12 protein-coding genes and 1 riboswitch are annotated in these 12689 nt (G+C 73.4%); of the genes, 4 read left to right on the forward strand and 8 right to left on the reverse strand.

Features of this window, described 5'->3' with window-relative positions:
* Positions 1–9: 9 nt before the first annotated feature.
* Complete coding sequence (locus DNK53_RS14470) at positions 10–1215, forward strand: DUF2157 domain-containing protein (protein WP_110183000.1); 1206 nt, start codon at positions 10–12, stop codon at positions 1213–1215.
* Positions 1212–1718, forward strand: coding sequence for a GDYXXLXY domain-containing protein (locus DNK53_RS14475; RefSeq protein ID WP_110183001.1), 507 nt, complete (start codon positions 1212–1214; stop codon positions 1716–1718). The genes DNK53_RS14470 and DNK53_RS14475 overlap by 4 nt, the downstream gene beginning before the upstream one ends.
* Before the next feature lie 72 nt (positions 1719–1790).
* Here DNK53_RS14475 and DNK53_RS14480 read toward each other — a convergent pair whose 3' ends face one another.
* The 7 genes from DNK53_RS14480 to DNK53_RS14525 all read right to left on the reverse strand — a co-directional run bounded on the left by DNK53_RS14480 (position 1791) and on the right by DNK53_RS14525 (position 8337).
* The gene (locus DNK53_RS14480) at positions 1791–2267 is read right to left on the reverse strand and encodes an OsmC family protein (RefSeq protein ID WP_110183002.1); all 477 of its coding nucleotides are present in this window, start codon (positions 2265–2267) and stop codon (positions 1791–1793) included.
* Positions 2268–2334: 67 nt separating this feature from the next.
* Entirely contained in the window at positions 2335–4623 is a 2289-nt protein-coding gene (locus DNK53_RS17595; RefSeq protein WP_162599954.1) for a hypothetical protein, read from the reverse strand.
* Between the two features lie 129 nt (positions 4624–4752).
* A complete protein-coding gene (locus tag DNK53_RS14505; RefSeq protein WP_110183007.1) occupies positions 4753–5031 on the reverse strand; it encodes a MoaD/ThiS family protein in 279 nt (92 codons plus the stop codon).
* Between the two features lie 30 nt (positions 5032–5061).
* Positions 5062–6351, reverse strand: coding sequence for a threonine synthase (gene thrC, locus DNK53_RS14510; RefSeq protein WP_110183008.1), 1290 nt, complete (start codon positions 6349–6351; stop codon positions 5062–5064).
* Between the two features lie 12 nt (positions 6352–6363).
* Positions 6364–6501: riboswitch (SAM riboswitch) on the reverse strand.
* A 98-nt stretch (positions 6502–6599) separates the two neighbouring features.
* Complete coding sequence (otsB, locus tag DNK53_RS14515; protein ID WP_110183009.1) at positions 6600–7457, reverse strand: trehalose-phosphatase; 858 nt, start codon at positions 7455–7457, stop codon at positions 6600–6602.
* A gap of 72 nt (positions 7458–7529) precedes the next feature.
* On the reverse strand, positions 7530–8039 hold the full coding sequence (locus DNK53_RS14520) for a LytR C-terminal domain-containing protein (RefSeq protein ID WP_239456545.1): 510 nt from the start codon (positions 8037–8039) through the stop codon (positions 7530–7532).
* A gap of 1 nt (position 8040) precedes the next feature.
* Entirely contained in the window at positions 8041–8337 is a 297-nt protein-coding gene (locus DNK53_RS14525) for a DUF3263 domain-containing protein (protein ID WP_110183010.1), read from the reverse strand.
* A gap of 110 nt (positions 8338–8447) precedes the next feature.
* Here DNK53_RS14525 and DNK53_RS14530 point away from each other — a divergent pair, with 110 nt between their 5' ends.
* Entirely contained in the window at positions 8448–9887 is a 1440-nt protein-coding gene (locus DNK53_RS14530) for an alpha,alpha-trehalose-phosphate synthase (UDP-forming) (RefSeq protein WP_110183011.1), read from the forward strand.
* A 46-nt stretch (positions 9888–9933) separates the two neighbouring features.
* Here DNK53_RS14530 and DNK53_RS14535 read toward each other — a convergent pair whose 3' ends face one another.
* A complete protein-coding gene (locus tag DNK53_RS14535) occupies positions 9934–11478 on the reverse strand; it encodes an FMN-binding glutamate synthase family protein (protein WP_110183012.1) in 1545 nt (514 codons plus the stop codon).
* Positions 11479–11536: 58 nt separating this feature from the next.
* On the opposite strand from DNK53_RS14535, the gene DNK53_RS14540 reads away from it, so the two are divergent.
* Complete coding sequence (locus DNK53_RS14540; protein WP_204163930.1) at positions 11537–12682, forward strand: alpha/beta hydrolase; 1146 nt, start codon at positions 11537–11539, stop codon at positions 12680–12682.
* Positions 12683–12689: the final 7 nt, after the last annotated feature.

The following is a 12689-nucleotide window of genomic DNA, read 5'->3' on the forward strand; positions in this document are numbered from 1 at the left end:
GATGGAGGCATGGAGACGACCACCCCACCCCCGGGCACGGAGCCGCACGACGTCCCGGCCACCCCCGGCCAGCTCGCCTGGCTGCGGGAGCAGCTCGTCGACTGGCGCCTGGAGGGCCTCGTCGACGACCCCACCGCCCACGCGATCCTCGGGCGCTACCACGAGTCCCGCCGCTTCTCCCTGGCCCGCCTGCTCCTCGGCCTCGGCGCCTGCTTCGTCGGCGTCGGGACGATCTGGCTGGTCGCGGCCAACCTCGACCAGCTCTCCCCGCTCGTCCGCTTCGTCGCGGTGGTCGTCCTGTGGCTCGCCGCGCTCGTGGGCGCCGAGGTCCTGGAGGGGCGGCGCTCGTCGCCGCTGCTGGTCGGGGCGGTGCGGACGCTGGCGGCCCTCGGGACCGGGGCCGTCGTCTTCCAGGCCGCGCAGAGCCTCCAGGTGCCGGCGTACGAGCCCCGGCTCGTCGGGGTCTGGGGTCTCGGCGCCCTGCTGCACGCCTACGTCACCGGCGCCCGTGGGCCGCTCGTCGTGGGCGTCGCCGGGGCCGTCGGCTGGACCCTGTGGGAGGGGCTCGTCCCGGACCCGACGTTCACCGCCGGGGTGCTGCTGGTGACCGGCACCGGGGCCGCCGCGCTCGCCGCGGCCGCGCTGCACGAGCGCTGGCGGCCGGCGTTCGCCGACACGTGGCGCCACGTCGGTGCCGCGCTGCTCCTGGTCGGCCTCTTCGTCGCCGGCCTCCCCGTGCCCGAGGAGTGGTTGCTCGACGACTGGCTCCCGGTCGCCGTGGTGGCTCTGGCCGTCGTCGCCAGCGTCGCGGCCGTGCTCCTCGGGCGGACCCGGGCGCGCTGGGAGGTGCTCGGCGGGGTCGCGGTGCTCGGCGTCGCCGCGCTGCTCGCCGCCTGGACCCCGGGCGGCGACCCCGACGCCCTGAGCGCCGCCGACGTGTGGCGCGCACTGGTGGGGGTCGTGGCCTACGTGGTCCTCGCGGTCGGGGTGGCCGCGGTCGGCACCCTGCGCGACGCCACCCTGCTCACCCTGATGGCCACCCTGGGGCTCGTGGTCTTCACGACCTTCCAGAGCTTCGCGGTCTTCGCGCCGATCGTCCAGGGCGCCTGGCTGTTCCTGCTGCTGGGCCTCGTCCTCGCGGCCACCGGCATCGGCTTCGACCGGACCCGCCGGCGGCTCGCCGCCAGCCTCGACCAGGAGGAGGAGCTCCGATGAACAGGTACGTCGTGGTGGCGGGCGTCGCGGCCGCCCAGCTGGCCCTGACGGCGGTCGCCGTCGTCCCGCAGCTCTCGGCCCGGCTCGGCGGGGACACCTACCTGGTGCGGGTGGCCCCCGTGGACCCGATCGACCCCTTCCGCGGCGCCTACGTCAGCCTCGACTACCCGGACCTGTGGCCGGCCGACAGTCCCCGGGACGACGGGTGGGAGTCCGGCACCGACGCCGTGCCGGGCGACGGCAACACCATCTACGTCGTGCTCGAGCAGGACGGCGCCCTGACCGTGGCCTCCGACTGGACGCGCACCCGTCCCGCCAGCAGCCCCTACCTCGCCTGCCGGGACCAGGGCTTCTCGATCCGCTGCGGGATCGAGAGCTGGTTCGCGCCCCAGGACGAGGCGCGGCGCCTGGAGGAGACGCTCCGCGAGGACGGCGCGGTCGCCGAGCTGCGGGTCGACGACCGCGGCAACGCCGCCATCGTGGACCTGCGGGCGGCACCCTGACGTCGTGCACGTGCACCCATATTGCTGCGTCCCCCGCTGGTCCAGCAGCCGAACGGGTGCACGTGCGCGCGGTCAGGGACCGGCGACCAACGTGGTCGGCTCGTGCTCGACCGGGAACGCGACCGAGGCAGCGATGAAGCAGGCCTGCCCGGCCTCGTGGTGCAGCCGCGGCACCAGGTCGACGTGCGCGGCCTCGGCCACGGTGACGGTCGGACGCAGCAGCACCCGCGTGAACCGTCCCCCGATCCCCTCCTGCTCCATCGTCCCCAGCGGCGCGTCCTCGTACGCCGTCACCGTGACCCCGTGGGTCACCGCCACGTGCAGGAACGACAGCAGGTGGCACTCGCTGAGCGCCGCGACCAGCAGCTCCTCGGGGTTCCAGCGGTCGGGGTCGCCCCGGAACGGCTTGTCGGCGGAGAGCAGCAGCGCGGGCTTCTCCCCCGCGTGGGAGCGGGCCTCCACGTCGCGGCCGTAGTCCCGGTAGCCCGAGGTCCCCGGCCCGCGGTTGCCGGTCCAGCGCAGCGAGAGCTCGTAGGTGTGCGTGCCCATGTCCGGGAGTCTGCCAGCCGGAGGGCCCCAGGGGTGGGTACGTCGCCCGCCCGGGCTGGGCGCGGGCTCAGGGCGCGGCAGGCCGGGAGCGCAGGAGCTGGTCCACCGCCGAGCCGGCCACCTCGGCCACCCCCGCGCCCAGCTGCGTCCCGAGGAGCCGGGCCACTTCCTGCTGCGCGGGCCGCAGCGGCGCCTGGTCGCCGCCCGCGTGCTGGTCGCGGGCGAGCCGTGCGAGCACGCGCTTGGTCACTCGCCGGGTCACGCGCTGGGCCACGCGCTTGGCCACCGCCCTGGCGATCCGTCGTACCTCCGCCGGGCCGGCGCCCCGGCGCTCGGCCCTCGCCGCCGCCTTCGCGGCGGCCTTCGTGGCCGCCTTGCGGGCGGCCTTCCTGGCCGCCTTCCTGGCTGCCTTGCGCGCGTCCTTCGGCGTCGTCTTCTGAGTCGTCTTCTGAGCCGTCTCCTGAGCCGTCTCCTGGGCCGTCTCCTGGGCTGCGTGCTGCGTCGACGGCTGCTCGGCCGCCTGTCCGCCGCCCGTGGTCGCCGGGTCGGTGGACGGCTCGGGGGCCGACGGACCGGTGGGGCCCGCAGGCGTCGGAGCCGGCTGGGGCGGGGCGGACGGGAGCAGAACCGGCTCGTCCGAGGGACCCCCCGTGGGGAACGGCACCAGCGGCACGACCGGGGGCTCCCCCTCCCCCGGGTCCGGTGTCGGCTGGGACGTCGGCTCGACGGTCGGCTCGGCAGTCGGCTCCTGCTGCTGGGTCTCCGGCTCGACGGAGTCGTCCAGCGGGGGCAGCACGGGCGGCGTCGCCCCGTCGGTGGGGAACGGCAGCTCCGGGTTCGGCTCCTCGGTCGACTCGGTCTCCGGCGTGGGCTCGAGGCTGGGCTCGAGACTGGGCTCGGGGGTGGGCTCGGGGGTGGGCTCGGGGCTCGGCTCCGGGGTGGGCTCGGGCTCGGCGCCGCGGGGCGTCAGCACGAGGGTCTGCATGTCCCCGTGGTCGGTCACGGCGATCCGCCCGTTCCGCACGTCGATGCCCCGGAACGAGTGGGTGTTGCGGGCCGGCGCGTCGGCCGCCAGGGGCAGCTCGTCCCAGCCGTCGTAGAGCACCGCCGGCACGACCTCGCCCGCGGCCCAGGCGGCCAGGTCGATGCTGCCGATCCGCGCCTCGGAGTCGTGGTCCTCGTCCGACAGGGTGAACCACAGGGTCCGCCCCTCGACGGCGATGCTGTGGGTCTGCAGGTCCCGTCCGACGGGGATCGCGACGACGGACCAGTCCTGGCGGACCTTGTCGAAGCGCAGGACGCGGTTGCCGCCGTACTCGTTGAAGTAGACGGCGTCGGCGTCGACGGCGATCTGCCACGCCACCGCCACGAAGCTCCCCAACGCCGACGGCGGCGGGGTGTGGGTGGCCACGAGGCGGTTGCCCTCGGGGTCGTACCGGCTCAGCCGGGACGACGCCCAGTTGGTGAACCACAGCGTGTCGAGGTCCGCGTCGTAGGCGAGGTGGGTCGCGCCGGGCGGGAGGTCGCTGCTGCCGTGGTGGACGCAGTCGGCGAGCTCGTCCCCCTCCTGCTCCGGGGTGCAGGCCAGGGCGTCCACCTCCGCCTGGGCCTCGGCCCTCCGCGCGAGGTCCTCCTCCGCGGACAGGCGGGGGTCGCCGCCGAAGTCGAGCGTGTTCTGGCAGCGATCCCCCAGGCCCGACGCCTTGACCCACCCGATGGTCGAGTACTTGCCGTCGCGGGTGTGGTCGCCCTCGGAGGCCGCGAACCAGACCCGGTCCCGGCGGCTGTCGTAGGTCAGGCCGATCACCTGGTTGTTGTCCCCGGGCAGCGGGACCGCGCACGCCCGCACCGGGGTGCTCACCGAGTAGCGGACCAGCATGGAGTGGTTGAAGCGGCCACCGCCCTGCTGGCCCCCGAGGCTGACCCAGACGCCGTCGGGGGTGTCGACCGCCGCCTCGCCCAGCTCGCTGGCCGGCACGTGCCCGCCCCAGGAGGAGCCGAAGGGCTCGGTCCAGCCGAGCAGCCGCCCGTCCTCCCGGTAGGTCTTGAGCGGCACGGCGTGCCGCCGCACCTCGCCCCGGGCGTAGCGACCGACCTGCATGGTGAACTCGCCCAGGGTCCAGACCGCCCCCGTCCGGTCGAAGGTGGTGTCCAGCGGGTGGCCCACCAGGTCCATCCTGTGGTCGAACCGCGCGTGCTCCACGCGGAACGCGTCGCGGTGGTCGACCGTGGACCACGCGACGTCAGCGAGGTGGCTCGTGCCGGTCGTCGCGGTGGCGACGCCCGGGCCGGCCGTCACGACCACCGTGGAGGCAGCCAGCAGCGCGGCTGCGACGACGGACCCGAGAACGCGCACGGGTGGACCTCTCCACGACCTCGGGCCCCCTGGTCGTGCCCGTCCTCCTCATGGTCCGTGAACGAGGACGAGAAATCTCCCTTTCCCCAATATTGGGGGTTGCTTTGGGAGGTGATCTCTACTACAGGGTCAGCAACCCCCGGCGACGGCGGGGATGACGGAGACCTGGGTGCCGTCGGGGGTGGGCGTCTGCAGGTGGTCGAGGAACCGCACGTCGTCGTTGTCGACGTAGACGTTGACGAAGCGCCGCAGCTGGCCGGCCTCGTCCAGGATCCGCCCCTTGATCCCGGCGTAGCGGGCGTCCAGGTCGTCGAGCACGGCGGCCAGGTCGGCGCCCTCCGCGGTGACCTCGGAGTCGCCGCCGGTGTAGGTGCGCAGGATGGTGGGGATGCGGACGGAGACGCTCATGGTGTCGGCTTTCTCGAGGAGGGCGGGTCGTCAGTCGGTCAGGCCGGTGGCCGCGAAGGCTGAGTACGTCGGAGGGATCGTCGCCGCGGGACCCACCTCGTCGGCCACGGCGTCGAGGGTCTTGAGCCCCATGCCGGTGTTGATCACGACGGTCTCCAGCGTGGTGTCGAGCTGACCCGTCTCGACGAGCTTCTTCAGGACGCCGACGGTCGTGCCGCCCGCGGTCTCGGTGAAGATGCCCTCGGTCCGGGCGAGCAGCAGGATGCCCTCGCGGACCTGCTCGTCGGTGATGTCCTCGACGGCCCCGCCCGTGCGGCGGCAGATGTCGAGCACGTAGATCCCGTCGGCCGGGTTGCCGATCGCGAGGCTCTTGGCGATCGTGTCGGGCCGCACGGGCCGGATCGCGTCGGTGCCGGCCTTGTAGGCCACGCTGACCGGCGAGCAGCCGGTGGCCTGGGCGCCGTACACCTTGTAGGGCTTCTCCTCCACGAGACCGAGCCGGATCAGCTCCTGGAACGCCTTGTCGACCTTGGTCAGCTGCGACCCGGAGGCCACGGGGATGACGACCTGGTCGGGCAGCCGCCAGCCCAGCTGCTCGGCGATCTCGTAGCCGAGCGTCTTGGAGCCCTCGGCGTAGTAGGGGCGGACGTTGACGTTGACGAACGCCCAGCCCTCCTCCTCGCCGGCGATCTCGGAGGCGAGCTTGTTGACGTCGTCGTAGTTGCCCTCGACCGCGACCAGCGAGTCGGTGTAGACCGCCGAGTTGACCTGCTTGGGCTTCTCGAGGTTGCTCGGGATGAAGACGACCGTCTTGATCCCGGCGCGGGCACCCGCGGCGGCGACGGCGTTGGCCAGGTTGCCGGTGGAGGGGCAGGCGAAGACCTTGCTGCCGAACTCGCGCGCGGCGCTGAGCGCGCAGGCGACCACGCGGTCCTTGAAGGAGTTGGTCGGGTTGGTCGAGTCGTCCTTGACCCAGAGCTTCTGCAGCCCCAGCTCGCGGGCCAGGTTGCCGGCCTCGAGGAGCCGGGTGAAGCCGGGCTCCATGTTGGGGCTCTGCTCGATGTCGGAGGGCACGGGCAGGAGCGCCTTGTAGCGCCAGATGTTGGACGGGCCGGCCTCGATCTCCTCGCGGGTGACCTGCGGGAAGTCGTAGGCGATCTCCAGGGGGCCGAAGCACTCCGGACACGCGTAGTGGGGGCCGAGGTCGATGGCGTGGCCGCACTCGCGACAGGAGAGGCCGGTGGCGTGGCCGAAGGCTCCCGGGCGCAGCTGTCCGGGCGTGCGGACGTCGGTGGTCTCGAGGGTGGTGACGGCGCTCATGAAGGTCTCCTTCTCTCATCTGCCCCGCGGCGTACCTCGTCGCGGGCCGGAATTAGCACCTTTTCCGCGACTGTCGACGTCGTCGACAGGAGGCACGCGGCGGTTGCCGGGACTTCGTAGGGCCGTTCCCTCAGTCCCTCTGGATGAGCGCGGCAAGCCTACGACGGCTGTCTCAAGATGTGCACACGCGTCCCACATGTTGGCGTCGCACGCTCAGCGGAGGCCGTTCCTGGACGCAGGAGGGCGGTTCAGGCGAGGGTCGAGGGCCCGGCCTTGATGTCCTCGACGAGGCCGCGCAACAGGCCCAGGACCCCGTCGGGGCCCTCCACGACGAGGTCGGCGAGCTCGGTCAGCACCTCTGGACCGTCGCCGCCGTCGGAGCAGACCACCAGCGTCGGGGTCCCCTCCTCCCGCATGGCGTGCAGCTCGTTGAAGGCCTCGACGTCGCCCAGGTCGTCACCGGCGAAGAGGAAGGCACCCGCGTCGAGCCGCTCGGCGAGGCCCCGGACCGCCAGCCCCTTGTGCATGCCGGGCGCCCGGACCTCGACCACCAGGCGGCCGGGCTCCACCGACAGGCCGTGCCGCTGCGCGGCGTCCTCGAGCAGCGGGAGCATCCGGGCGAACGAGCCCCGGGGGTCCTCCAGCCGTCGCGTGTGCAGCGCGACCGCGAGCCCCTTGAGCTCGACGTAGGCGTCGGCGGCCCCGGCGCGGCGCAGCAGGGTGGGCACCTCGCGGACGAAGGAGGCGAGCCCGTGCGGCGGGCGCGGCGAGACGACCCGGCGTTCGGTGGAGGTCCAGCGCTCGTTGCCGTACTGGCCGAGCACCGTCAGCTCCCTGCCGAGCTCGGCCACCTGCGCGCCCAGGACGTCCAGGTCGCCCAGGGCGAGCGCCTGTCGGGCCGGCCGCCCGGTCACCACGGCGATCCCCCGGACGAGCGGCGCCAGCTCGAGCAGCAGCTCGGGGGCGTCGGGGTGGATGTGAGCCTGCGTGGGGTCCTCGACGATCGGCGCGAGGGTGCCGTCGAAGTCGAGGCCGACCACGAGGTCGGGCGCGGCGGCGACGAGGTCGGCGTACTGGGCGGCCACCTCGGGGGTGGGGAACTCCATGGGGCCCACTCTGTCAGACCCTGCGACGGCGTCCGCCGGGGTGTCGGCTGGTGAGGACGCTGCGCGGGAACCTCAGCCGGTGAGGATGAGGGTGAGGCGGTCCTGCTTCATCGGCGCGACGGCGGGCTGGACGCGCTGGATGCCCAGGTCGAGGGCGAGCAGCTCGGCCGCCGGCTTGAGCCGGGCCGGGAAGTAGACCGTGGGCGCGGGGATGGTGCCGACCCAGTTGTCGGTCCCGACGACCTGCCAGCCGGCGCCGCTGACCTTCTCGGCCGTCTCGGCGGCGAGCCCCCGGATGCCGGTGTTGTTGTAGACCTCGACGTAGACCTGGCCGCGCTCGACCGCCGGCTTCTCGGGGGTGGGGGGCGCGGTCTCGGGGGCCGGTTCGGGCTCGGGCGCGGGGGCGGGGGTCTCCTCGGCGGTGGAGGAGACCGTCTCGACGCGCCGCTCCTGCTCCGGCTGGTCCTTGGTCGCGAAGAAGGCGATGCCCGCCATCGCGATCGCGATGACGCTGAGCATGACCAGCGGGGAGGGGTAGGCCACCCCGCGCTCGTCGCGGCCGTGCCGCACCCGGTCGCTCACGTCAGACCTCGAACCCGAGCCGCCGGGCCGAGCGCTGGCGCTGGCGCTGCGAGCGCAGGCGACGCAGCCGACGGACCAGCAGCGGGTCCTCCTCGAGCGCCTCCTGGCGGTCGATGAGGGCGTTGAGGACCTGGTAGTAGCGGGTGGAGCTCATGTCGAACTTCTCCCGCACCGCCTGCTCCTTGGCACCGGCGTACTTCCACCAGTGGCGCTCGAACTCGAGGATCTCGCGGTCGCGGTCGCTCAGACTCCCGCCGGGCGCGGGCTCCTGGCCCGGGAGGGCGTTCGCGGCGTCCATGTGTGTCTCCCCTGCAGGTAGCGGTGCTGGCGTCCACTGTAGGTGACGAACCACAACGATGTCATTCACTCGCGCGAGTCGTCGCCCGCGGGCCCACTAGGGTGGGCGGCGTGACCACTCCAGGCTCGGCAGAACTCGTGATCGTGGCCAACCGGCTGCCGGTGGACCGGCACACCCTCCCTGACGGCACGCTCGGCTGGCGTCGCTCGCCCGGAGGCCTGGTGAGCGCCCTGGAGCCCGTCCTGCGGGCCAACGAGGGCGCGTGGATCGGCTGGCCGGGCGGCACCGACGAGGAGCTGGAGCCGTTCGTCGAGGACGGCCTCGACCTGGTGCCGGTCCACCTCAGCGCGCAGGAGGTCGAGGAGTTCTACGAGGGCTTCTCCAACGCCACCCTCTGGCCGCTCTACCACGACGTGGTGGCCAAGCCGGAGTTCCACCGCGAGTGGTGGGACTCCTACGTCACCGTCAACCGGCGCTTCGCCGAGAAGGCGGCCGAGGTCGCCGCCGACGGCGCGACCGTGTGGGTGCACGACTACCAGCTGCAGCTGGTGCCCCAGATGCTGCGCGAGCTCCGGCCCGACCTGCGCATCGGCTTCTACCTGCACATCCCCTTCCCGCCCACGGAGCTCTTCCAGCAGCTGCCGTGGCGGCGCCAGGTCCTCGAGGGCCTGCTGGGGGCCGACCTCATCGGCTTCCAGCTGCCCGGCGGCGCGCAGAACTTCATCCGCCTCGTCCGGCAGCGGGTCGGCCACAAGACGCACCGCGACCTCGTCTACCTGCCCGACGGTCGCACCGTGCGGGCGGCGGCCTTCCCCATCTCCATCGACGCCGCCGACTTCGAGGAGCTCGCCCGCTCGGAGCCGGTCCGGGCGCGCGCTGCCGAGATCAGGGAGGCGCTGGGCAACCCGCGCAAGGTCTTCCTGGGCATCGACCGCCTCGACTACACCAAGGGCATCTACGCCCGGCTGCGCGCCTACAGCGAGCTGCTCGAGGACGGCCACTTCGACGTCGAGGACGCCGTCTTCGTCCAGGTCGCCACCCCCTCGCGGGAGCGCGTCGAGCAGTACCGGATCCTGCGCGACGAGATCGACCGGCTGGTCGGCCGGATCAACGGCGACCTCGGCAAGATCGGCCGTCCGGCGATCTCCTACATGCACTCCTCCTTCCCGCGCGAGGAGATGGCCGCGCTCTACCGCGCGGCCGACATCATGGTGGTGACGCCGCTGCGCGACGGGATGAACCTCGTCGCCAAGGAGTACGTCGCGTGCCGCTACGACGCCGACGGCGCCCTGGTCCTCTCCGAGTTCGCGGGGGCCGCCGCCGAGCTGCGCCAGGCGTGGCTGATCAACCCCTACGACATCAACGGGATGAAGAGCGCGCTGCTGGAGGCCTACCGGGCCAGCGACAAGGAGCGCACCCGGCGGATGAAGGCGATGCGCCGCACGGTGGTCGACCACGACGTGACGACCTGGGCGGCCGAGTTCCTCGACGAGCTCGGCCAGGTCCGCGCCGACCACGGCAAGACCGTGCGGCCGGCCCACCCGTCCTGACGCCCCGGCGTACGGCGGGTCCCCGCCCCCGCACCCGCCCGCCGGGTCAGGCGGTGTCGCCGTTGACCCGGGCGTGCATCTCCTCCAGCAGCGGGCCGGCGAGCTCCGGGGGGAGGTGCGCCCAGCCGGCCTCGTAGCCGTAGAGCTCGCGCAGCGGGACCGCGCTGCGCTGCCCGTCGAGGATGTCGATGTCGTCGGGGGTGAGGAAGGCGGGGTGGGGCACCCCGACCGCCTCCGCGACCTTGAGCAGGTCGCGGCGCAGCGACACGACGTAGTTGGCCGCCCGCTCCTGCTTCAGCCCCACGTCGAGCCCGCGGGTGTAGCGCGGGTTCTGGGTGGCCACCCCCACCGGGCAGTGGTCGGTGTGGCACTTCTGCGCCTGGATGCAGCCGATCGCCATCATCGCCTCGCGCCCGACGTTGACCATGTCGGCGCCGAGGGCGAAGGCGACCAGGGCGTTCTCGGCCAGGCCCAGCTTGCCCGCCCCGATGAAGGTGACGTCGTCGGCCAGGCCGGCCCCGGCGAACCGGCGGTAGACCTCGCTGAAGGCGATCCGGAACGGGTAGGCCACGGAGTCGGCGAAGATCATCGGCGCCGCGCCCGTGCCGCCCTCGCCGCCGTCGACGTTGACGAAGTCGACGCCGCGGGTGCGCCCCGCCATCTGCTCGACCAGCTGGTCCCAGAACTCGAGGTTGCCGACCGCCGACTTGATCCCGACCGGCAGCCCGGTCTCGTCGGCGAGCATCTCGACGAAGTCGAGCATGGAGTCGACGTCGCCGAAGACCGAGTGCCGGCTCGGCGAGGCGCAGTCCTTGCCGACCGGGATCCCGCGGATCTCGGCGATCTCGGGGCTGACCTTCTCCCCCGGCAGCATGCCGCCGAGCCCCGGCTTCGCCCCCTGCGAGAGCTTGATCTCCAGCGCGCGGACGGGCGCGGACTGGACGAGGTCCTTGAGCCGCCCCAGGTCGAACCGGCCGTGCTCGTCGCGGCAGCCGAAGTAGGCGGTGCCGATCTGGAAGACGATCTCCCCGCCGTGGCGGTGGTGCGGCGACAGGGCGCCCTCGCCGGTGTTCTGCAGGCACCCGGCCCGAGCGGCGCCCCGGTTGAGCGCCTCGATCGCGGCACCCGAGAGCGAGCCGAAGCTCATGCCCGAGATGTTGACCACCGAGCGGGGGCGGAAGGCCAGCCGCCGGCCCCGCGGCCCGCCCATCACCTTCGCCGACGGGATCGGCACCCCCTCGTCGCCGTGCGGGGCGGTGGCGGCCCCCTCGCCCATGAAGGTGCGGTGCTTGATGATCGGGTAGCCGGGCACCCGCTCGACGTCGTTGTCGGTGCCGAAGCCGAAGTAGTTGTTCTCCAGCTTGGAGCTGGCGTAGATCCAGCGCCGCTGGTCCCGGCTGAAGGGGCGCTCCTCGTCGTTGCTGGTGACGATGTACTGACGCAGCTCCGGGCCGACCGTCTCCGCCCAGTAGCGGAAGTGGCCGATCACCGGGAAGTTGCGCAGGATCGCGTGCTTCCTCTGGGTCAGGTCGTAGGCCACGACCCCGCCCAGCGCCGTGGCCGCCATGCCGGTCGCGCTCTTCCATCCCATGGTCCGTGTCTAGCCCGGTCGCCCAAGCCTTGTCGAGGACGCGGCTAGATTCGACCGCATGGATCTCGTGCCGAAGCCCGGTCAGGTGGTCTCCGCGGCCGGCAACGTCGCGCACATGGCGCTGTACGGCGGCCTGGCCGACCTGCGGCCGATGCCCCGGACGTTGATCGACGAGGGGGAGCTGCGCGAGGTGTACCGGTACCGCGCCCGCCCCCACGGGGCGGAGGAGGGCGACCCGGTCCTGCTGGTCACCCCGCTCGCGGCGCCCGCGCTCTGCTACGACCTGCGCCGCGGCTGCTCGCTCGTCGAGCACCTGGTCGACGGCGGCCGGCCGACGTACCTCGTCGAGTACGGCTCCGTCGCCTTCCGCGACCGGGCGCTGGGCCTCGAGCACTGGGTCTCCGAGGTGCTGCCCGCGGCGCTCGCGGCGGTCTCGCAGGACGCGGGCGGTCGGCCCGTCCACGTGGTCGGCTGGAGCCTCGGCGGGATCTTCTCGCTGCTGGCCGCCGCCGACCGTCCCGACCTCCCGATCGCCTCCCTCACCGTGCTCGGGACCCCCTTCGACGTGCGCAAGGTGCCGATCGTGGCGCCGGTGCGCCCCCTGCTCAACCTCACCGAAGGCGGCGGGCCGGTCAACCGCCTCTACCAGGCCTTCGGCGGCGCCCCGCAGCCGCTGGTGCGCTGGGCGTTCCAGCTGACCAGCGTGCAGAAGCTCGTCACGCGGCCGCTGGCGATGGCGGTCAACCTCGACGACCGGGACTACCTCGCCCAGCTCGAGGCGGTCGACCGGTTCACCCGCAACATGACCGCCTACCCGGGCCGGACCTTCGGCCAGCTCTACCACCGGTTCATCCGGGCCAACGGGCTCGTCGGCGGGACCATGGAGGTCGGCGGCCGGGTCGTGGAGCTGGCCCGGGTCACCGCGCCGGTGCTGCTCTTCGCCGGCATGACCGACGGCATCGCCCCCGTGGCCTCGGTCCGCGCCGGCGTGCCGCTGCTCGGCGGCTCCCCCGAGGTGCGCTTCGAGATGGTCCCCGGCGGCCACCTGGGCATGCTCGCCGGGCGCCGGGCCCGGGGCACGACGTGGCGGGTGCTCGACGAGTGGCTCGACCAGTGGTCGGGCGGCGAGGCCGCTCCCCCGACCATCGGCGCCAGCCCCCGTCGCCGGCACCGCTCCGCGGCCTCGCGCTCGCTGTCGCGCTGAGCCCACG

The organism is Nocardioides solisilvae, from assembly GCF_003194625.1.
In the GTDB taxonomy this organism is placed as follows: domain Bacteria; phylum Actinomycetota; class Actinomycetes; order Propionibacteriales; family Nocardioidaceae; genus Nocardioides; species Nocardioides solisilvae.

Coding starts and splice junctions, on each gene's coding strand:
- DNK53_RS14470 (WP_110183000.1), top strand. CDS start 10: ATGGAGACGACCACCCCACCCCCGGGCACGGAGCCGCACGACGTCCCG.
- DNK53_RS14475 (WP_110183001.1), top strand. CDS start 1,212: ATGAACAGGTACGTCGTGGTGGCGGGCGTCGCGGCCGCCCAGCTGGCC.
- DNK53_RS14480 (WP_110183002.1), bottom strand. CDS start 2,267: ATGGGCACGCACACCTACGAGCTCTCGCTGCGCTGGACCGGCAACCGC.
- DNK53_RS14505 (WP_110183007.1), bottom strand. CDS start 5,031: ATGAGCGTCTCCGTCCGCATCCCCACCATCCTGCGCACCTACACCGGC.
- thrC (WP_110183008.1), bottom strand. CDS start 6,351: ATGAGCGCCGTCACCACCCTCGAGACCACCGACGTCCGCACGCCCGGA.
- otsB (WP_110183009.1), bottom strand. CDS start 7,457: ATGGAGTTCCCCACCCCCGAGGTGGCCGCCCAGTACGCCGACCTCGTC.
- DNK53_RS14525 (WP_110183010.1), bottom strand. CDS start 8,337: ATGGACGCCGCGAACGCCCTCCCGGGCCAGGAGCCCGCGCCCGGCGGG.
- DNK53_RS14535 (WP_110183012.1), bottom strand. CDS start 11,478: ATGGGATGGAAGAGCGCGACCGGCATGGCGGCCACGGCGCTGGGCGGG.
- DNK53_RS14540 (WP_204163930.1), top strand. CDS start 11,537: ATGGATCTCGTGCCGAAGCCCGGTCAGGTGGTCTCCGCGGCCGGCAAC.